A 19,999-nucleotide genomic window follows, 5' to 3' on the forward strand; every position below is an offset into this window, starting at 1 on the left:
GCCTCGCTCCATCTAATGGAGTGTTTATGGCAGTCAAAGTCCTGGTGGTGGACGATTCGGGGTTTTTCCGCCGCCGCGTCTCGGAAATTCTTTCAGCGGATTCCAATATCCAGGTCGTCGGCACGGCGACCAACGGCAAAGAGGCGATCGATCAGGCACTGGCCCTCAAGCCCGACGTGATCACCATGGACTACGAGATGCCGATGATGGACGGTATCACCGCCGTGCGGCACATCATGCAACGCTGCCCGACCCCGGTCCTGATGTTCTCCTCGCTGACCCACGAAGGCGCCCGGGTCACCCTCGATGCGCTGGATGCCGGTGCGGTGGACTTCCTGCCGAAGAATTTCGAAGACATCTCGCGCAACCCCGAGAAGGTCAAGCAACTGCTGTGCGAAAAGATCCTGAGCATTGCGCGCAGCAATCGTCGAGTCAGTACCTACAGCGCTCCGGCACCTGTCGCTGCGCCAGCCCCGATACATGCGCCTTCGCCTTCGAGCGTTGGCAGCTTTGGTGGCAGTGCGCCCGTGCGTCCGGCACCGATCCCGGCGCGTGCGCATGCGGCCGCCCCTTCGTCGCCCGCGCCGAAACGCAAAGCCTACAAACTGGTGGCCATCGGTACGTCCACTGGCGGCCCGGTCGCCTTGCAGCGGGTCTTGACCCAATTGCCGACCAACTTCCCGGCCCCGATCGTGCTGGTTCAACACATGCCGGCCGCCTTCACCAAGGCCTTCGCCGAGCGCCTGGACAAGCTCTGCCGTATCAGCGTCAAGGAAGCCGAGGATGGCGACATCCTGCGTCCGGGCCTGGCGCTGCTGGCGCCGGGTGGCAAGCAGATGATGATCGACGGTCGTGGCGCGGTGAAAATCCTCCCGGGTGACGAACGTCTCAACTACAAGCCGTGCGTGGACATCACCTTCGGTTCGGCAGCCAAGTCCTACGGCGACAAGGTTCTGGCGGTGGTCCTGACCGGCATGGGCGCCGACGGCCGTGAAGGCGCGCGCCTGCTCAAGCAGGGCGGCAGTTCGATCTGGGCACAGGACGAAGCCAGTTGCGTGATCTACGGCATGCCGATGGCCATCGTCAAAGCCGAGCTCGCCGACGCGGTGTACAGCCTGGACGACATTGGCAAGCACCTGGTCGAGGCCTGTATCTGATGGATGTTCTAAGCCTGATTGGCATCATCATGGCCTTCGTCGCCATCATCGGCGGCAACTACCTTGAAGGCGGTCATCTCGGCGCCCTGGCCAACGGCCCGGCAGCGCTGATCGTGCTCGGCGGCACCATTGGCGCCGCGCTACTGCAATCGCCGATGAGCGCCTTCAAGCGCGCCATGCAGATCCTCGCCTGGATCCTGTTCCCGCCCCGTGTCGATCTGGCCGGTGGCATCGACCGCGTGGTGAACTGGAGCCTGACCGCCCGCAAGGAAGGCTTGCTGGGCCTTGAAGGCATCGCCGACGCCGAGCCCGACAACTACGCGCGCAAAGGCCTGCAACTGCTGGTTGACGGCGCCGAGCCGGAAGCGATTCGCAGCATTCTCGAGGTGGATTTCTACACCCAGGAAAGCCGCGATGTCGAAGCTTCGAAGGTCTTCGAAAGCATGGGCGGTTACGCGCCGACTATCGGCATAATCGGTGCGGTGATGGGCCTGATTCACGTCATGGGCAACCTGGGCGATCCGTCGCAACTGGGTAACGGCATCGCCGTGGCCTTCGTCGCCACCATCTACGGCGTGGCCAGTGCCAACCTGGTGCTGCTGCCGATTGCCGCCAAACTCAAATCCATCGCGTTGCGCCAGTCGCGTTATCGCGAAATGCTGCTGGAAGGGCTGCTGTCGATCGCCGAAGGTGAAAACCCTCGCTCCATTGAGTTGAAGCTTCAGGGCTTCATGGATTGATGGGGGTAAAGGACTATGGCTCGTCGTCGCCAGCATGAAGAACACGTCAACCACGAACGCTGGCTGGTGTCCTACGCCGACTTCATCACCTTGCTGTTCGCCTTTTTCGTGGTGATGTACTCGATCTCTTCGATCAACGAAGGCAAGTACAAGGTCATTTCCGAAGCGCTGATCGGCGTCTTCACCGATTCCGATCGTTCGCTCAAGCCGATCCCCATCGGTGACGAGCGGCCGAAGACCGTGACCCCGGCCAAGCCGCTGGTCAAGGACAGTGACCAGGTCGATGCCGGTGTCGCCGGCGCCAGCGATCCACTGAAAAGCATCGCCGACGACATCAGTGCAGCGTTCGGTGACCTGATCAGTTCCAACCAGATGACCGTGCGCGGCAATGAGTTGTGGGTCGAGATCGAGCTCAATTCCAGCCTGTTGTTCGGCAGCGGCGACGCCATGCCCAGCGACATCGCGTTCAACATCATCGACAAGGTCGCAGCGATCCTGAAGCCATTCGACAACCCGATTCATGTCGAAGGTTTCACCGACGATCAACCGATTCGCACCGCGCAGTACCCGACCAACTGGGAGCTGTCTTCGGCCCGCTCGGCCAGCATCGTGCGCATGCTGGCAATGCAAGGGGTGAACCCAGGTCGCCTGGCTTCGGTGGGCTATGGCGAGTTTCAGCCGGTGGCCAACAACGCCACCGCTGAAGGCCGCGCACGCAACCGTCGCGTGGTGCTGGTGGTGTCGCGCAACCTCGATGTTCGCCGCAGCCTGACCGGCACCGGAACCGCCCATGCGCAACCGGATGCCGCATTGAAGCGTGCTGGCACACAAACTGCACCGACACCGGTCAAGTCGCCGGTACGAGAGAGCGCCGTCAATTCTCCGTCACCCGCATTAACACGTTGAGCTATTTCTCGGTCGATCCATTCGGTCGGGAGGAACAATCCGAATGAGAGTCTGGGCAGTCGCCAATCAAAAGGGTGGTGTCGGTAAAACCACTTCCTCCATCGCTTTAGCCGGTTTACTGGCGGAGGCGGGCAAGCGCGTGGTCGTGGTCGATCTCGACCCCCACGGCTCGATGACCAGTTACTTCGGCTACGATCCCGACGCCCTGGAGCACAGCAGCTACGACTTGTTCCTGCACAAGGGCAGCGTGCCGCAAGGCCTGCCGGGTCAACTGCTGCTGTCGACCAGTGACGAACGCATCTCCCTGTTGCCCTCCAGCACCGCGCTGGCCACCCTTGAGCGCCAGTCGCCGGGGCAGAGCGGTTTGGGCCTGGTGATTGCCAAGAGCCTGGCGCAACTGTGGCAGGACTTCGATTACGCGGTGATCGACAGCCCGCCCTTGCTCGGCGTGCTGATGGTCAATGCCTTGGCGGCGAGCCAGCAACTGGTGATCCCGGTGCAGACCGAACACCTGGCGGTCAAGGGCCTCGAGCGCATGGTCAACACCCTGGCGATGATCAACCGTTCGCGCAAACAGGCGTTGCCCTTCACCATCGTGCCGACCCTGTTTGACCGACGCACCCAGGCGTCCCTCGGGACGTTGCGCGTGCTGCGCGACAAATTCCCCGAGGAAATCTGGCAAGGCTACATCCCGGTAGACACGCGCCTGCGCGATGCCAGCCGGGCCGGTCTGACGCCTTCGCAGTTCGACGGCAAGAGCCGTGGCGTTCTCGCGTACCGCGCATTGCTCAAGCACCTGTTGGCGGCACAACTCGTTCCGCAGGTGGCCTGACATGACCCCGATCCCTGTAGGAGCGACGGTGCGACGATTCGACATGCTCGCGATGGTCGTCAACGATGACGCGGGAAACCTGACACCCCGTGGCGCGCTCAGGTTTATCGCGAGCATGCTCGCTCCTACGGGTATGTGCGCATGAACCGCCCGTTGAAGACCACCTCGCGCCCGCAACTGGCCTTGCAGTCCTATCTGGACAGCCTGCTTCAGGAGGTGACTGAAGAGTTGACGCTGCCCGTAGAGGCAGTGGCCGAGGAGATTGCCGCCGAAACCGTGCTGGACGAGTTCCAGGCTGCCGTGCTCGAAGAACAGGCCCGGGATGCGCAGAAAACCGCGCCTGTGGTTGCGCCAGTAGCACCGGTGGCCAAGGCACCGGTCGCTGTGGTCGAAGCCCCGGAGCCCGTTCTGGCACCGGTATCGACCCTCGCGCCGCTGTTGCAAACCCTGAGCGCTCCCGCCATTGAAAAGCCTTTGGCGCTGGAGACTCCGGTGATCGAGGCGCCTCAAGCCTTGGTTCCGCCCGTCGTCGAAGTGCACCTGCCACCGAACAACACGCCGCCACCGGTGGAAGCCGACGGTCGTCCGTCCTGGGCTGCCGAACCCTTCGAATGTCTGCTGTTCGATGTCGCCGGTTTGACCCTGGCGGTGCCGCTGGTGTGCCTGGGGTCGATTTACTCGCTGGCCGGTCACGAGCTAACACCGTTGTTCGGCCAGCCGGAATGGTTCCTGGGCATCCTGCCGAGCCAGGCCGGCAACCTCAAGGTGCTCGATACCGCGCGTTGGGTCATGCCCGACCGTTACCGCGACGATTTCAAGCAGGGCCTGCAATACGTGATTTCGGTGCAGGGCTACGAGTGGGGGCTGGCGGTGCATCAGGTCAGTCGTTCGTTGCGTCTGGACCCGAATGAAATCAAATGGAGAAGTCATCGAGGTCAGCGGCCATGGCTCGCCGGCACGGTGATTGAACACATGTGCGCCTTGCTCGATGTCGCCTCGTTGGCCGAGTTGATCGCCAGCGGCGGAGCCCGGCACATGTCCGGTGGCAAGCCGGGCCACAAACCGACATCAGTCAAATAAACAAAACAGGCGACGTCACCCTGATGGCGTTGCAGGGAACACACACCGCCAGGGCGGTTTCTTGAGGGGCTGGGTATGAATGACAAGGCAACGGCGGCAAAGGGTTCCGAAGATCCGATCCTGCAATGGGTCACCTTCAAGCTGGACAACGAGACCTACGGCATCAACGTGATGCGCGTCCAGGAAGTCTTGCGTTACACCGAAATCGCCCCGGTCCCGGGTGCCCCGAGCTACGTGCTGGGCATCATCAACCTGCGCGGCAACGTCGTCACCGTGATCGACACCCGCCAGCGCTTCGGCCTGATGAATGCCGAGATCAGCGACAACACCCGTATCGTCATCATCGAAGCCGACAAGCAGGTGGTCGGGATCATGGTCGACAGCGTGGCCGAAGTGGTTTACCTGCGTCAGTCGGAAATCGAAACCGCGCCGAACGTGGGTAACGAAGAGTCCGCCAAGTTCATTCAAGGCGTGTGCAACAAGAACAACGAACTGCTCATCCTGGTCGAGCTCGACAAGATGATGAGCGAAGAAGAATGGTCGGAACTGGAGAGTATCTGATTGATTCTCGAGGTTGCGGTCATTGTCCTGTTCCTGTTTTGGGCAGGCACGCTGGCGATGTTCCTGGCGTACATTCGCGGTCAAAAACAGATCGCCGCGCAACAGGCCAAGGGTGATGCGCAGCGTGATCAGCGCATCAAGGACCTGGCCAAGCGCGTCGACGACTACCAGAACGGCAATGTGCGCATGGGCGAAGACCTGCACGAGCTGCGGGCGATCGTCGCGCCGTTGCCGGACAAACTCGCTCAGCTGGAACAGCGTGATCCTTCAAGCCTGTCGTTCGCCCAGGCGGCGCGACTGGTCGGGATGGGCGCCAGCGTCAACGAACTGACCCAGTCCTGCGGCTTGACCCAGGCTGAGGCGGAGTTGATGAGCAAGCTGCACAAGAGCAGCTAGAAACCTGTAGGAGCAGCCGGTCGACGCTCGATTGCTCGCGATGGACGTTAACGATGACGCGGGCCTCCTGGAGAAACGCGGCGCTCATACCTCCATCGCGAGCAGGCTCGCTCCTACAATGGTTCTATGTCGGACACAGAACATGTGTTCACCGCAGATCAACTGTGGGAGCGAGCTTGCTCGCGATGGCGTCTTCGAATGCGCAGCAATCATCCCCGCGATTACGACGCATCCCCCCTTCATCCTCAGACTGGTAATTCGCCGTCGTAGTCTCCTGCCTATAGCTTTCTCAGATTTCGCCGTCTTATGATCGCAACCCGCCATCAGTCGTTTGATCTGTTCAAACATGTGCAGTGCCAGGGAGGCCTATGTTCGATATCTTGCGCGGTACACCGCTGTGGGTATATGCGGTTTTTCTGATCCTGACTTATTACGGTGTCATTGCCTGCTTCAAGAATCATGAGTCGAAAAGGTCATTGCAGATATCACCCGTGATATTCGTGGCTTTGTCCCTCGCATCGCTCAATCCCTCCCAGGAAATTGCAATCCAGCTTTCAGTCTATGCATTGGGATTGCTGGCGGGGTGGTTGCTGGCACTGCGTTTTTTCTCGTACAACAATGTGCAGTGCGAGGGGCAACATCTGGTTCTACCCGGTACGATCAAGGTACTGATTGTGTATTGGGGCTTTTTTGCCTGGCGTTATTACGAAGGTTACCAGGCGGCCATGTACCCGGAACTGGCCAATGAAATGTCGGCGGTTGCAGGGGCGGCGCTGGGGGCAGGGCTCATCAATGGTTTGATTGTTGGTCGCAGTTTCAAGCTATTGCGTTTCGTAGGAGCTGGCTTGCCAGCGAAGGCGGCTAAATGATCGGTGCAATATTCAAGTTCGCATTCGCCGGCAAACTGGCTCCTGCATAACGGGTTCGTAAGCTCAATAATCATCCCCGCGCTCGGTGACGTCCTTCTCCACCATCAACGCATCCGGATCCTGCCCCGCCGGAAACTTCCCCTTCAAACTCCACGCAAACGCAATGATCTCGGCAATCGTCAGATAGAGCTCCTGCGGAATGCTGTCCCCCAGCTCCATCCGCGCCAACAACCTCACCAGCTCGGCATTTTCATAGATCGGCACTTCGCAGCCGCGGGCAATGCGCAGGATTTCTTCCGCCAGCGCTTCATCACCCTTGGCGGTGAGGGTCGGGGCGTGGGTGCCGTCGTATTTGAGGGCGATGGCCTGGCGTGGGGTGTTGGGGTTTTTCATGCGGTTTCGTCGACCCAGCGTTGTTCGAGGCGGGTTTGCGGGCCTTGGGGTGGTGTGCCGAGGTGGCAATCGAGGTCGCCGACGTTCAGGCCGGCGGACAGCAAGCGGTCGCGTAGCCCGCTCAGGTTGCTATCGATCAGGCTGGCGGTGTAAGGCCGCTCTGCCCAGAGCTGGCTGCTGAGGCTGCCCTTGATCAGTTGCGCCTGAATTTGCAGCGGCCCCAAAGGCTCCATGGCGAAGGCCAGTTCCACACGCCACAACTGCTGCTTGGGTTCGCGTTCTCCGCGACGTTCCTTGGGCTGTTCTTTTTCGGGTGAGTCTTCACGCTGGAACTTGACCTGCAAGGGCACGATGTCTTGCATATTGCGCATCGGGATTTCCAGCTGCCAGGTGCTCATCAGCCGTCCGTCGGCGGTTACGCCGGTCTGTTCCAGGCTCGACAGTTGATGGCTTTGCAGGCGTGAAACCGCGGCGGCGGCCAGGCGCAGCAGGTGTTCGAGGTCGTTTTCACCGTCGGCGCTTTGCAGCAAGCGCTCGGGCAGCGGGAAACCGCTCGGCGACGGCTTGGCACTGACCTGACCGAGCATGCCCAGGGCATTGCGGACAAAATTCGGCATAGCCTGGGCCAGGGTATTGGCGACGATGATCGCACCGAGGCCGGTGTTGGCCGGCAAGCCCTGACTCAATTGCGCAACCAGTTTGAGCAGGTCGCCTTTCATGTCCGGTGCGAGCGTCGGGTTTTGCCCGGTCAGCAGTTTGCTTTCGAGAAACACACCGCTGCTGGCCAGGGCCTGGGCCAGGCCCTTGGGGGTGCTCAACTGTTGAACGTCCGGCAGGCCGGCGAGCAACCGGGCAGCGGCGCTGCGCAATTCAACGGATGTCTGGTCCGAGGGCGGCAGGTTTTGCAGGAGCTTGAGCAAGCCGTCCAGCGATCCCTGGCGGCTTTGCTGGTCGACCAGTTGCCGGGTCACCGCCAGTTGCTCCTGTCGGCTGCTCAGGGGCACGAATTTCACGGTATGGGCGTCTTGCACCTGCGCGCTCAACAAGGTGCCGATGCGCAAGGGCTGCGGGCTGTCGATGCTCAAGGTGCTGCCGCTCAGTGCGGTGTTGAGCAGGCCCACCATCGAGCGAAACACCATGGGCTGGCCGGGCACCTGGGGCAACACTTGCGAGGTCAGCACTTTGCCCTGCAGCAGGGTGCCAACGGGCAGTTGCGCGGTGTCGAGGCGGGTGAGGGTGGCGATGTTGGAGGCAATGGCCTGTTGCACCGTCACGGCCAGGTTGCCGGCCGAGGGCTGGCTGACGACCAGCGTGGTGCCCTGTGCCAGCGGTTGATTGCTGGTGGTCTGGACCGTGGTCTGGCGGCCGCTGTCGAGGGTGACCTTGAGCAGCATCTGGAAAGTCTGGTCCGCCTGCTTGAGCGACAGTACTTCGGCCTGGGCAGTTTGACCGACGCTGATCAGCCCCTCCACCGGCGTCATCAACTTGAGCAACTCACCACTGACCACCGGCGGGCGCGAAGTCGCCGGGAGGGTTTGCGGTAGCGGGAGGATGTTCATTTCGCCTGTCATACGCGGTCACAACCTGAGGAAAATGCACTCTTTAGAGTAAGGTCTGGCATGTATAATGCCGCGCCGTTGTATCCAAAAATGGCGAAAACTTTGCAATTGTTTGACGCAGCTCTCTAGAACAAGACGTCATTGCATCTATGCTGCATCTCTTTAACGGCCGCGCCAGAGCCGACTTGAACCGTATAAGGCCCGTGAACCCTTGACCAGTCCTGTCCTGCAAACCGTTGCCCTTGCCTGTGAGCGAGACCTTCGGCTGCTCTTCGAAAATCTCGATTTGCGACTGGCCAGTGGCGAAATGGTACAAATCAGCGGCCCCAACGGCAGCGGCAAGACCAGCCTGTTGCGCCTGCTCTCGGGGCTGATGCAGCCGACCGCCGGTCAGGTGCTGCTCAACGGCCAGCCGCTGAACGAACAACGCGGTGAGCTGGCGCGCAACCTGCTGTGGATCGGCCACGCGGCCGGGATCAAGGATTTGCTGACGCCGGAAGAGAACCTGAGCTGGCTGTGCGCCTTGCATCATCCGGCGACCCACGAGGCGATCTGGCAGGCGCTGGCCGCGGTAGGCCTGCGTGGTTTCGAGGATGTGCCTTGCCACACCCTGTCCGCTGGTCAGCAGCGTCGCGTCGCGCTGGCGCGCCTGTATCTGGACAGTCCGCCGCTATGGATCCTCGATGAACCCTTTACCGCCCTCGACAAGCAGGGCGTGGCACAGCTTGAATCTCATCTGGCCGGCCACTGCGAACGCGGCGGCATGGTGGTGTTGACCACCCACCACACGCTGAGCCGGATGCCGGCCGGTTATCGCGACATCGATCTGGGGAGCTGGGCCGTATGAGTGTTTTCGGCCTGCTGGTCGCCCGCGAGGCTCGTCTGCTGTTCCGCCGTCCGGCGGAGCTGGCCAATCCGCTGGTGTTCTTCGCGATCGTCGTTTCGCTGTTCCCGCTGGCGGTCGGACCCGAGTCTCAATTGTTGCAAACCTTGTCTCCGGGGCTGGTCTGGGTGGCAGCGCTTTTATCGGTTTTGCTCTCGCTGGACGGGCTTTTCCGCAGTGATTTCGAGGATGGATCGCTCGAGCAGTGGGTCCTTTCGCCGCACCCCCTGGCTCTTCTGGTTTTGGCCAAGGTGCTGGCACACTGGGCTTTTTCCGGCCTGGCACTGGTTTTGCTCGCGCCCTTGCTGGCGCTGATGCTCGGTTTGCCTGCCGCCTGTCTGCCAGTGTTGCTGCTTTCGTTGCTGCTCGGTACACCGGTACTGAGCCTGCTCGGTGCGGTGGGCGCGGCGCTGACGGTGGGCTTGAAACGCGGTGGCCTGTTGCTGGCACTGCTGATTCTGCCGTTGTACATCCCGGTGTTGATCCTTGGCAGTGGCGCCTTGCAGGCCGCCTTGCAGGGGATGCCGGCGACCGGTTATCTGTTGTGGCTTGGCAGCCTGACCGCCCTGGCGATAACCCTGACACCTTTTGCAATAGCTGCTGGCCTGAAGATCAGCGTCGGCGAATAATGAGGTCTGGTTAAAAAACAACCAGCAAAGACCCTGGCTCTTCACAGTAAAGAGCAACCGTGATGGAAACAGTATGAACTGGACGTGGTTTCACAAGCTTGGCTCGCCCAAATGGTTTTACGGCATCAGCGGCAAAATGCTGCCCTGGCTGAGCGTCGCGGCGTTGCTGCTGATCAGCGTTGGCGTGGTCTGGGGCCTGGCCTTCGCGCCGCCGGACTACCAGCAGGGCAACAGCTTTCGCATCATTTATATCCACGTTCCGGCCGCCATGCTGGCGCAGTCCATCTACGTGATGCTGGCGGTGTGCGGCATCGTCAGCCTCGTTTGGAAGATGAAACTGGCCGACGTCGCCCTGCAATGCGCGGCGCCCATCGGTGCCTGGATGACCGCCGTGGCGCTGGTCACCGGGGCGATCTGGGGCAAGCCGACCTGGGGCTCGTGGTGGGTCTGGGACGCACGCCTTACGTCCATGCTTATCCTGCTTTTCCTGTACTTCGGTCTCATTGCGCTGGGCAACGCGATCAGCAATCGTGACAGCGCGGCCAAAGCCTGTGCGGTGTTGGCGATCGTCGGCGTGATCAACATCCCGATCATCAAATACTCGGTGGAGTGGTGGAACACCCTGCACCAGGGCGCGACCTTCACCCTCACCGAAAAACCGGCGATGCCGGCCGAAATGTGGCTGCCACTGCTGCTGACGGCGTTGGGTTTCTACTGTTTCTTCGGCGCGGTGCTGTTGCTGCGCATGCGTCTTGAAGTGCTCAAGCGCGAAGCCCGGGCCAGTTGGGTCAAAGCCGAAGTGGAAAACAGCCTGGAGGTCGCTCGATGAGTTTTGCTTCATTCGGCGACTTCATCGCCATGGGCCATCATGGCTTGTATGTCTGGTCAGCCTATGGCATCTGCCTGGCGGTACTGACCCTCAACGTGGCGGCGCCGATCCTGGCCCGCAAGCGGTATCTGCAACAAGAGGCGCGTCGTCTGCGCCGGGAGAACGGCAAGTGAATCCGCTGCGCAAAAAGCGTCTTATCATCATTCTTGCGATCCTGGTCGGGGTCGGCGCTGCCGTCGGCCTGGCCCTGAGCGCCCTGCAGCAGAACATCAACCTGTTTTACACACCGACCCAGATCGCCAACGGCGAAGCGCCGCAGGACACGCGTATCCGTGCCGGCGGCATGGTCGAGGCCGGTTCCTTGCAGCGTTCCGGCGACTCGCTGGACGTGAAGTTCGTGGTCACCGACTTCAACAAGTCCGTGACCATCACTTATCGCGGCATCCTCCCGGACCTGTTCCGTGAAGGGCAGGGCATCGTCGCCCTGGGCAAGCTCAACGCCGATGGCGTGGTGGTGGCCGATGAAGTGCTGGCCAAGCACGACGAGAAGTACATGCCGCCGGAAGTGACCAAGGCCCTGAAAGACAGCGGCCAGTCGGCACCCACTCCCGCGAAAGAGGGCTAACTGATGACAGCTGGAATCTTCATTCCCGAGTTGGGCCACCTGGCCATGATCCTGGCGCTGTGTTTCGCGCTGGTTCAGGCGGTGGTGCCATTGGTCGGTGCCTGGCGCGGTGACCGCTTCTGGATGAGCCTGGCCCAGCCGGCCGCGTGGGGGCAGTTCGCGTTCTTGCTGTTCGCCTTCGGTTGCCTGACCTACGCCTTCATGGTCGATGACTTCTCCGTGGCCTATGTGGCCAACAACTCCAACAGCGCCTTGCCGTGGTACTACAAGTTCAGCGCCGTGTGGGGAGCCCACGAAGGTTCCCTGCTGTTGTGGGCCTTGATTCTCGGCGGCTGGACCTTCGCGGTGTCGGTGTTCTCCCGGCAGTTGCCGCAAATCATGCTGGCCCGCGTGTTGGCGGTGATGGGCATGATCAGCACCGGATTCCTGCTGTTCCTGATCCTCACTTCGAACCCGTTCAAACGCATTCTGCCGCAAATGCCCACCGATGGTGCCGACCTCAACCCCTTGCTGCAAGACATCGGCCTGATCGTTCACCCGCCGATGCTGTACATGGGCTACGTCGGTTTCTCGGTGGCCTTCGCCTTCGCCATCGCCGCGCTGATGGGCGGTCGCCTGGATGCCGCGTGGGCGCGTTGGTCGCGTCCGTGGACCATCGTGGCCTGGGCCTTCCTTGGCATCGGCATCACCCTCGGCTCGTGGTGGGCCTACTACGAACTCGGCTGGGGCGGCTGGTGGTTCTGGGACCCGGTGGAAAACGCCTCGTTCATGCCATGGCTGGTGGGCACCGCACTGATTCACTCGTTGGCGGTCACGGAAAAACGTGGCGTGTTCAAGAGCTGGACCGTGTTGCTGGCCATCGCCGCATTCTCCTTGAGTCTGCTGGGCACCTTCCTCGTGCGTTCCGGCGTGCTGACCTCGGTGCACGCCTTTGCCTCCGACCCGGAGCGCGGGGTGTTCATCCTGATTTTCCTGCTGTTCGTGGTCGGTGGTTCGCTGACCCTGTTCGCCCTGCGCGCACCGGTGGTCAAGAGCCAGGTCGGTTTCAACCTCTGGTCCCGGGAAACCCTGTTGCTGGGCAACAATCTGGTGCTGGTGGTGGCGGCTTCGATGATCCTGCTCGGCACCTTGTACCCGCTGATTCTGGACGCCATGACCGGCGCCAAGCTGTCCGTCGGCCCGCCGTACTTCAACGCGCTGTTCATTCCGTTGATGGCGTTGCTGATGGTGGTGATGGCGGTCGGCGTGATCGTGCGCTGGAAAGACACACCGGTGAAATGGCTGGTGAGCATGCTGACCCCGGTCCTGCTCGGCAGCGCCGCGCTAGCAGTAGTGGCCGGCGTCGCCTACGGCGATTTCAACTGGGCCGTGCTCGCAACCTTTATGCTCGCCGCTTGGGTGTTGCTGGCCGGTGTGCGTGACATCTTCGACAAGACCCGCCACAAAGGCCTGATCAAAGGCCTGCCAACCCTGACCCGTAGCTACTGGGGCATGCAGGTCGCGCACCTGGGCATTGCCGTGTGTGCGCTGGGTGTCGTGCTGTCGAGCCAGAACAGTGCCGAGCGCGACCTGCGCCTGGCGCCGGGCGAATCCATGGACCTGGGCGGCTATCAGTTCGTCTTTGAAGGTGCCAAACACTTCGAAGGCCCGAACTTCACTTCCGACAAAGGCACCGTGCGGGTGATCCGCAACGGCAAGGAAATCAGCGTGCTGCACCCGGAAAAACGCCTGTATACCGTGCAGAACTCGGTGATGACCGAAGCGGGCATCGACGCCGGTTTCACCCGCGACCTCTATGTCGCCCTCGGTGAACCACTGGGTAACGGCGCCTGGGCTGTGCGCGTGCACGTCAAGCCGTTCGTGCGCTGGATCTGGTTCGGCGGTTTGCTGACCGGCTTCGGCGGGTTGCTGGCGGCGCTGGATCGGCGTTATCGGGTCAAGGTCAAAAGCCGCGTGCGCGAAGCACTGGGCATGTCGGGAGCCACTGCATGAAGCGTTGGTTGATGTTGTTACCACTGGCGATTTTTCTGGTGGTCGCTGTATTCCTTTACCGTGGGTTGTACCTGGATCCGGCCGAGCTGCCTTCGGCCATGATCGACAAGCCGTTCCCGGAGTTTTCTCTGCCATCGGTGCAAGGCGACAAGACCCTGACCCGCGCTGACATTCTGGGCAAACCGGCGCTGGTCAACGTCTGGGGCACCTGGTGCATTTCCTGCCGGGTCGAGCACCCGGTGCTGAACAAACTGGCCCAGCAGGGCGTGGTGATCTACGGCATCAACTACAAGGACGTCAACGCCGATGCCTTGAAGTGGCTGAAGGACTTCCACAACCCGTATGCGCTGGACATTCGTGACGACGAAGGCTCGCTGGGCCTGAACCTCGGCGTGTATGGCGCGCCGGAAACCTTCTTCATCGACGCCAAGGGCATCATCCGCGACAAGTTCGTCGGCGTGATCGACGAGCAGGTCTGGCGCGAAAAACTGGCGGGCAAGTACCAGGCGCTGGTCGATGAGGCCAAGCCATGAAGCGCTGGATCGCTGCCGTTATCCTGGGCTTGAGCCTGGCGGGCGTGGCCCACGCGGCCATCGACACCTACGAGTTCGCCAAGGAAGGTGACCGCGAGCGTTTCCGCGAGCTGACCAAGGAGCTGCGATGCCCCAAGTGTCAGAACCAGGACATCGCCGATTCCAACGCACCGATTGCCGCCGACCTGCGCAAAGAGATTTTCCGCATGCTCGGCGAGGGCAAGAGCAACCAGCAGATCATCGACTTCATGGTCGATCGCTACGGTGACTTCGTCCGCTACAAGCCTGCACTGAACGCCAAGACCGCCTTGCTCTGGTTCGGCCCCGCCGGCCTGCTGCTGGGTGGTGTCGTGATCATCGCGGTGATCGTTCGCCGTCGTCGCGTGCAACGCGCCGGTACCCAGGCTGAGCTTTCTCCCGAGGAGCGCTCGCGCCTCGACAACCTGTTGGATAAAACCAAGAATGATTGATTTCTGGCTCGCTGCAGGTCTGCTGCTTCTGGTTGCCCTGAGTTTTCTGTTGATCCCGGTGCTGCGCAGCCGTCGCGCCCAGCGTGAAGAGGATCGTACCGCCCTGAACGTTGCGCTGTATCAGGAGCGCGTGGCTGAGTTGCAGACTCAGCAGGAAGAGGGCGTGCTCGATGCGGCGCAAATGGACGCCGGTCGCGCCGAAGCCGCCCGTGAATTGCTGGCGGACACCGAAGGCGCTGAAGCGCCGCGGGTGTCGCGTCTGGGTAAACCCTTGCCGTTGCTGGCGGCCATTCTGGTGCCGGTGCTGGGCCTGGGCCTGTATCTGCATTTCGGTGCCAGCGACAAGGTCGAACTGACCCGCGAATTCTCCCAGGCTCCCCAGTCGATGGAAGAGATGACCCAGCGCCTGGAGCGTGCGGTCGCCGCTCAGCCGGATTCCGCTGAAGGCATGTACTTCCTCGGTCGCACCTACATGGCTCAGGACCGCCCGGCGGATGCGGCGAAGATGTTCGAACGCACGGTGAACCTGGCCGGTCGTCAGCCCGAGTTGCTCGGTCAATGGGCCCAGGCCCAGTACTTCGCCGATGGCAAGAAGTGGTCGGACAAGGTCCAGGCCCTGACCGACGAAGCGCTCAAGGCCGATCCGAAAGAAGTCACCAGCCTTGGCCTGCTCGGCATTGCCGCGTTTGAAAGCGAGCGTTATCAGGACGCCATCGATTATTGGAATCGCCTGTTGGCGCAGCTGCCGCCGGAAGACAAGTCCCGCGAGGCGCTGCAAGGCGGGATTACCCGGGCCACGGAGAAGCTGGTGGCCAGTGGTGGCAAGGTTGCGCAAGCACCGACGGCCAAGGCCGCGGCGTTGCTCAAGGTCAGCGTCGATCTGGCAGCGGACCTCAAATCCAAGGTCCAGCCTGGCGACAGCGTGTTCATCTTCGCCCGTGCGATCTCCGGTCCTCCGGCCCCGCTGGCGGTCAAACGCATGACCGTGGCCGACCTGCCGGTGACCGTCGAACTGGGCGATGCCGACGCGATGATGCCGCAATTGAAACTGTCGAACTTCCCTGAAGTCCAACTGGTTGCGCGCATTTCCCGTGCCGGCAAACCGACCGCCGGCGAATGGATCGGTCGCAGCCAGCCCCTGGCCAGCAGCACCACCGCGCCGCAAACACTGACCATCGACAGCCCGGACAAATAACAGGAAAACGCAATCATGACCGCATTCGCTCGTATCACCCTGCTCAGCGTCGTTATGGGGTTAAGCGCTTGTGCGGTCCAGCAGCCAACGGAACATCAGGCACCACCACCGCCGTTCCCGCCGTCGCAGCCGAGTCCCACGCCATCGACGTCGCCTGTACCGAGCAAGCCGACCATCCCGGCCAAACCCTCCAAGCCGTTGCCACGCACTTCTGCGAGCTTCGCGCCACCACCTGGGGGGAATAGCCATTGGGATCCGAAGCTTGGGGTGTATGTGCTGGATGACCAGCCCAATACCTTTTATCGCCAGCGTACCTATTACCGCTGGGATAACGGCTGGAGCCGGTCGATCAGTCCTGACGGGCCGTGGGAAGACACTGATATCCAGGGTGTACCGGGTGGCCTGGGGCGGAAATTCGGGCAGTAACGCAAAGAGGCGACCTTCGGGTCGCCTTTTTTGTGGTGCGCCAGGCATGGCGCGTTGCGCGTTAGCGCAACCAGCTTGGCTGTGGTGGCCACGCTGGTGACTTGGAGGTGAAAGTCCTCTACACACCCGGCAAGGGGAAGTGTTAGCCAGAGGCAAGGGTGTCGCGGGCGACTGCGAATCTGAAGGAAGCCCGAGGCAAAATGCTGGCCTGACGAACAGGAAGCGGATTAGGCGGCGCAGCGGGGTAAGGTGGCCATAATTGCCAAAGCCCAATACTTGCACGGAACGCTGTGACGTAGATCCGACAGGCATAAGCAGGAAGGTCGCGCGAATTACCCTGGGAGATCTGCACGTTTGCCATTGTGCTACCGAGCGTCGAGAGGCGGCGGGATGAGCGTGCAGAAGTCAGCCGAAGCCGTAGTAAGTGGCAGCTAACCGCGCCACCAAGGGCCGAACAGGTTATGCCGCCAGTAGGCGTCAGAGTCTCGTTGAATACCGAAATGCAGAAATTTCTCCCAGAGAAGACTGTGACTCCGAGTCCCGGACAGAATCCGTGGGTGACGGCTGACAGCGCAAAGGTATCAGCGGCGTCTGTGACGTGGACGAACGCGGAGCCGGACACGCTGATGGCGCGGGTGCTTGCACCGGCCAACCTCAGACGTGCGTATCAACGCGTAGTCAGCAACAAGGGCGCACCGGGTGCCGATGGCATGACGGTCGACCAATTGGCAGGCTACGTGAAACAGTATTGGCCGATCCTCAGGACTCGGTTGCTGGCCGGTGAGTATCACCCGCAAGGTGTACGCGCCGTCGACATCCCCAAACCCAAAGGCGGAACACGGCAACTGGGCATTCCCTGTGTCGTGGATCGCCTGATCCAACAGGCTCTGCTGCAACAACTCACGCCGATCTTCGACCCACTGTTCTCGGACTACAGCTACGGTTTTCGTCCGGGTAGAAGCGCTCATCAAGCCATCGAAACAGCCCGTGCCCACGTGGCAGCGGGTCACCGCTGGTGCGTGGAACTGGATCTGGAGAAGTTCTTCGATCGGGTCAACCACGATGTATTGATGGCCTACATCGAGCGTCAAATCGGAGACAAGCGCGTGCTCACGCTGATCCGTCGCTATCTCGAAGCGGGAATGATGTCGGGTGGACTCGTCAGCCGACGGCAGGAGGGGACGCCGCAAGGCGGCCCGCTCTCGCCGTTGCTGTCGAACATCCTGCTCAACGAACTCGATCGCGAGTTGGAACGACGGGGCCATCGCTTCGTGCGTTATGCCGATGATGCAAACATTTATGTGCGCAGTCCTCGCGCAGGCGAACGAGTGATGGTCAGCGTCGAGCGCTTCCTGAACCAGCGCCTTAAATTGACGCTGAATCGGGACAAGAGTCGGGTAGCCGGATCCTGGATGTGCGATTACCTGGGTTACGGGATGAGCTGGCATCAGCAGCCGAGACTGAGAGTAGCGACGATGAGCCTGGGACGCTTGCGCGACCGGCTTAGAGACCTGCTGCACGGAGCGCAGGGCTGCAAGATGGCGAGCGTCATCGAGCGGATTAACCCTGTACTGCGCGGTTGGGCTGGTTACTTCAAGCTCAGTCAGAGCAAGCGACCCCTTGAGGAGTTGGACGGTTGGGTGCGTCACAAACTCCGCTGCATCCTCTGGCGCCAATGGAAGCAGCCCTCAACCAGGGCGCGTAACCTGATGCGTCTGGGGATCGACGAAGGACGCGCTCGTAGATCTGCATCCAATGGGCAGGGCCCTTGGTGGAACTCGGGAGCGTCACATATGAATCAGGCGCTGCCGAAGAAGCTTTGGGATCGACTCGGTTTGGTCTCGATACTGGATACGATATACCGGCTTAGCCGTGTAACCTGAACCGCCGTATACGGAACCGTACGTACGGTGGTGTGAGAGGACGGCGGATGTAAATCCGCCTCCTACTCGATCCTGTTGAAATGTGATTGCCGGGGGATTGCTGAACCCTGTGGGAGCGGGCTTGAACTGGCCTAATAATTCCGGACACCTCTTAAGGGCGATATGATTTCGCCAACTTGGAGGTTCCATGAACGAAAGAAAGGTCTATACCCGCGAGTTCAAGCTGCATGCTGCCAGCATGGTGCTTGATGATAACTGCCCGGTTCCAGAAGTGTGTGCATCGCTGGATATCGGCCCTACCGCTTTACGGCGTTGGGTCGATCAGGTTCGCAAGGAACGCGAGGGACAGCCAGTCAAAGGCACCAAGGCGATTACCGAAGATCAGCGCCAGATCCAGGAACTAAAGGCCAAGATCAAACGCATGGAAATGGAAGCCGAGATCTTAAAAAAGGCTACCGCTCTCTTGATGTCGGATCCCGATCGTTTTCGATGATTGCGGAACTAAGAGAGTCATTCCCGACTGCCATTGTGTGTCGTGTTTTCGATGTGAAGCGCAGCAGCTTTTATGAGTGGCTTCAGCGGCGAGCCAAACCGCGGATCAGACGCGAAGACCTCAAGTTGAAAGTGGTTGAACTGCACAGCGAAAGCCGGGAAGCCATGGGTTCCAGAATGATCAGCAAGAACCTGAAGTCCCAAAACATCGCGATCGGAAGAGGCCTTGTCAGGGCGCTAATGAGGGAGGCCAACATTGTCAGTAAACAACGCCAGCCTCACCCATTCAGATCCAAAGGCGTTGAAGCATTTGTCGCGCCCAATCGACTCAAGCGCAATTTTAAGCCGACTGCAGTTGATCAGGTCTGGTGTGGCGACGTTACCAGCTTGATGGTGGGCGAGCGCTGGGTTCATCTGGCCATCGTGATCGATTTGTTTGCTCGCCGCGTCATTGGCTGGGCGTTTTCGCTGGTCAATGACGCCAACTTGGTCAGCAAGGTGCTACGCATGGCGACAGAGGTGCGAGCGTGTCCTCCTGGACTGATGTTCCATTCAGATCAGGGCTGTCAGTACACCAGTCGCAAGTTTCAAGAAGAACTGAAGCGTCATGGCATTTTGCAAAGCATGAGTCATCGCGGGCAGTGCTGGGACAATGCTCCAACGGAGCGTTTTTTCGGCACGCTGAAATCAGAATGGGTGCCTCGTAGTGGCTACAGCAAGATCGAGGAAGCAAAAACCGATATGGTGCGTTTCTTCCTGTACTACAACCGCACCAGGCTCCACAGCTACAACAACTACCTGTCGCCAATAGCCATGGAGCAAAAAGCGGCATAAACACCGTAACCGGTGTCCGGGATTACTTGACCAGTTCAGCTTGCTCGCGAAGGCGGCCTGACAGCTGATCAATTTCTTCCGAATGTACCCAGCCCAACTGTAGGAGCGAGCCTGCTCGCGAAGGCGGGCTGATAGCCGACCTGTCTTTTGTTGACTGTGTACATATCCGGTTTTTTGGTAACGGCGGCTGGCGGTTTCGCCCTTACGGCGAGTCACTTTTTTTACAAGCGCCTAAAAAAAGTAACCCAAAAAACGCTCGCCCCGAACGTACGGCCCCTCGCTAAGGCTCGGGGTTCCTTCGCTCCGGCATTCACCCGGGGGCATCGCCTCCGGTCGGCTTCGCTCGACCTCCTCTCGATGTGTTCGGCTGCGCCGAACGGCGCTGCGCGCCTACCCCCGGATGAACGCCTCCACTCAGCCTGCCGAGGGGGCGGGTGGATCAAGATCAAGAGCTGCAGGCGAGCTAACGCTCGGCCTGTTGAGTGGTGAAGAGCGAAGGTGTACGCCGATCCGCCTTTGCTCTTCTGTGGGAGCGAGCTTGCTCGCGATGACGGCCTGTCAGCCAACTCAATTCTCACAGGCGAACGAACCCCGCGATCAGGCCGGCCGGTAGGCCGCCTCGCTTTGGCTTTTGATCTTGATCTTCTTGCCACCTCGTGAGGCCGAGCGGAGGTTCTGCGCAGTGGGCAACCCGGCATGGATGCCGGGTTAGCCG

Annotated in this window: 23 protein-coding genes; 21 read left to right on the forward strand and 2 right to left on the reverse strand. The window is 60.9% G+C overall.

Going from position 1 to position 19,999, the window contains the following annotated elements; genetic code table 11:
• Positions 1-26 precede the first annotated feature (26 nt).
• From WHX55_RS07630 to WHX55_RS07665, 8 genes are all read left to right on the forward strand, one after another.
• Complete coding sequence (locus tag WHX55_RS07630; RefSeq protein ID WP_353742344.1) at positions 27-1,157, forward strand: chemotaxis response regulator protein-glutamate methylesterase; 1,131 nt, start codon at positions 27-29, stop codon at positions 1,155-1,157.
• Positions 1,157-1,897, forward strand: a complete 741-nt coding sequence (locus WHX55_RS07635; protein ID WP_150724481.1) for a flagellar motor protein — start codon at positions 1,157-1,159, stop codon at positions 1,895-1,897. The genes WHX55_RS07630 and WHX55_RS07635 overlap by 1 nt, the downstream gene beginning before the upstream one ends.
• Positions 1,898-1,912: 15 nt before the next feature.
• Positions 1,913-2,803, forward strand: coding sequence for a flagellar motor protein MotD (gene motD / locus WHX55_RS07640; protein WP_085716991.1), 891 nt, complete (start codon positions 1,913-1,915; stop codon positions 2,801-2,803).
• Positions 2,804-2,846: 43 nt separating this feature from the next.
• Positions 2,847-3,635: a ParA family protein gene (locus WHX55_RS07645; RefSeq protein WP_150753417.1), complete on the forward strand. Its 789-nt coding sequence runs from the start codon at positions 2,847-2,849 to the stop codon at positions 3,633-3,635.
• Between the two features lie 141 nt (positions 3,636-3,776).
• Entirely contained in the window at positions 3,777-4,715 is a 939-nt protein-coding gene (locus tag WHX55_RS07650; RefSeq protein WP_353742345.1) for a CheW domain-containing protein, read from the forward strand.
• Positions 4,716-4,790: 75 nt separating this feature from the next.
• Positions 4,791-5,276 carry a chemotaxis protein CheW gene (locus WHX55_RS07655; RefSeq protein WP_007980742.1) on the forward strand — a complete coding sequence of 162 codons (486 nt, stop codon included), beginning with the start codon at positions 4,791-4,793 and terminating at the stop codon, positions 5,274-5,276.
• Positions 5,277-5,672 carry a DUF2802 domain-containing protein gene (locus tag WHX55_RS07660; protein ID WP_353742346.1) on the forward strand — a complete coding sequence of 132 codons (396 nt, stop codon included), beginning with the start codon at positions 5,277-5,279 and terminating at the stop codon, positions 5,670-5,672.
• 368 nt (positions 5,673-6,040) lie between these two features.
• On the forward strand, positions 6,041-6,541 hold the full coding sequence (locus tag WHX55_RS07665) for a DUF6622 family protein (RefSeq protein ID WP_353742347.1): 501 nt from the start codon (positions 6,041-6,043) through the stop codon (positions 6,539-6,541).
• Positions 6,542-6,604: 63 nt separating this feature from the next.
• Here WHX55_RS07665 and WHX55_RS07670 read toward each other — a convergent pair whose 3' ends face one another.
• Positions 6,605-6,934, reverse strand: a complete 330-nt coding sequence (locus tag WHX55_RS07670; protein WP_353742348.1) for an EscU/YscU/HrcU family type III secretion system export apparatus switch protein — start codon at positions 6,932-6,934, stop codon at positions 6,605-6,607.
• Positions 6,931-8,505, reverse strand: coding sequence for a flagellar hook-length control protein FliK (locus tag WHX55_RS07675; RefSeq protein ID WP_353742349.1), 1,575 nt, complete (start codon positions 8,503-8,505; stop codon positions 6,931-6,933). The genes WHX55_RS07670 and WHX55_RS07675 overlap by 4 nt, the downstream gene beginning before the upstream one ends.
• 199 nt (positions 8,506-8,704) lie before the next feature.
• Between WHX55_RS07675 and ccmA the strand changes: the two genes are divergently transcribed.
• The 13 genes from ccmA (at position 8,705) to WHX55_RS07740 (ending at position 19,284) form a co-directional block, all read left to right on the forward strand.
• Positions 8,705-9,340, forward strand: a complete 636-nt coding sequence (gene ccmA / locus WHX55_RS07680) for a cytochrome c biogenesis heme-transporting ATPase CcmA (RefSeq protein WP_150724488.1) — start codon at positions 8,705-8,707, stop codon at positions 9,338-9,340.
• Positions 9,337-10,005 (forward strand): heme exporter protein CcmB, encoded by a 669-nt coding sequence (gene ccmB, locus WHX55_RS07685; protein ID WP_007980754.1) that lies wholly within the window; start codon positions 9,337-9,339, stop codon positions 10,003-10,005. Before ccmA ends, ccmB begins: the two co-directional genes overlap by 4 nt.
• A 73-nt stretch (positions 10,006-10,078) precedes the next feature.
• The gene (locus WHX55_RS07690; RefSeq protein ID WP_353742350.1) at positions 10,079-10,834 is read left to right on the forward strand and encodes a heme ABC transporter permease; all 756 of its coding nucleotides are present in this window, start codon (positions 10,079-10,081) and stop codon (positions 10,832-10,834) included.
• Positions 10,831-11,007 carry a heme exporter protein CcmD gene (gene ccmD, locus WHX55_RS07695; RefSeq protein WP_060541438.1) on the forward strand — a complete coding sequence of 59 codons (177 nt, stop codon included), beginning with the start codon at positions 10,831-10,833 and terminating at the stop codon, positions 11,005-11,007. Before WHX55_RS07690 ends, ccmD begins: the two co-directional genes overlap by 4 nt.
• Positions 11,004-11,459 (forward strand): cytochrome c maturation protein CcmE, encoded by a 456-nt coding sequence (gene ccmE / locus WHX55_RS07700; protein WP_008052305.1) that lies wholly within the window; start codon positions 11,004-11,006, stop codon positions 11,457-11,459. The genes ccmD and ccmE overlap by 4 nt, the downstream gene beginning before the upstream one ends.
• A 3-nt stretch (positions 11,460-11,462) precedes the next feature.
• The gene (locus tag WHX55_RS07705; protein WP_353742351.1) at positions 11,463-13,451 is read left to right on the forward strand and encodes a heme lyase CcmF/NrfE family subunit; all 1,989 of its coding nucleotides are present in this window, start codon (positions 11,463-11,465) and stop codon (positions 13,449-13,451) included.
• Positions 13,448-13,984 carry a DsbE family thiol:disulfide interchange protein gene (locus tag WHX55_RS07710; protein WP_223532251.1) on the forward strand — a complete coding sequence of 179 codons (537 nt, stop codon included), beginning with the start codon at positions 13,448-13,450 and terminating at the stop codon, positions 13,982-13,984. Before WHX55_RS07705 ends, WHX55_RS07710 begins: the two co-directional genes overlap by 4 nt.
• On the forward strand, positions 13,981-14,454 hold the full coding sequence (locus WHX55_RS07715) for a cytochrome c-type biogenesis protein (protein WP_353742352.1): 474 nt from the start codon (positions 13,981-13,983) through the stop codon (positions 14,452-14,454). The genes WHX55_RS07710 and WHX55_RS07715 overlap by 4 nt, the downstream gene beginning before the upstream one ends.
• The gene (gene ccmI / locus WHX55_RS07720; RefSeq protein WP_150753411.1) at positions 14,447-15,649 is read left to right on the forward strand and encodes a c-type cytochrome biogenesis protein CcmI; all 1,203 of its coding nucleotides are present in this window, start codon (positions 14,447-14,449) and stop codon (positions 15,647-15,649) included. The genes WHX55_RS07715 and ccmI overlap by 8 nt, the downstream gene beginning before the upstream one ends.
• A gap of 15 nt (positions 15,650-15,664) precedes the next feature.
• Positions 15,665-16,075 (forward strand): hypothetical protein, encoded by a 411-nt coding sequence (locus WHX55_RS07725; protein ID WP_150753410.1) that lies wholly within the window; start codon positions 15,665-15,667, stop codon positions 16,073-16,075.
• Between the two features lie 461 nt (positions 16,076-16,536).
• Positions 16,537-17,958 (forward strand): group II intron reverse transcriptase/maturase, encoded by a 1,422-nt coding sequence (ltrA, locus tag WHX55_RS07730; RefSeq protein ID WP_150753644.1) that lies wholly within the window; start codon positions 16,537-16,539, stop codon positions 17,956-17,958.
• A 187-nt stretch (positions 17,959-18,145) separates the two neighbouring features.
• Positions 18,146-18,451, forward strand: a complete 306-nt coding sequence (locus WHX55_RS07735; RefSeq protein WP_150753137.1) for a transposase — start codon at positions 18,146-18,148, stop codon at positions 18,449-18,451.
• Positions 18,448-19,284 carry an IS3 family transposase gene (locus WHX55_RS07740; RefSeq protein ID WP_353741274.1) on the forward strand — a complete coding sequence of 279 codons (837 nt, stop codon included), beginning with the start codon at positions 18,448-18,450 and terminating at the stop codon, positions 19,282-19,284. The genes WHX55_RS07735 and WHX55_RS07740 overlap by 4 nt, the downstream gene beginning before the upstream one ends.
• Positions 19,285-19,999 lie beyond the last annotated feature (715 nt).

The organism is Pseudomonas fluorescens (assembly GCF_040448305.1).
Taxonomy (GTDB): domain Bacteria; phylum Pseudomonadota; class Gammaproteobacteria; order Pseudomonadales; family Pseudomonadaceae; genus Aquipseudomonas; species Aquipseudomonas fluorescens_BH.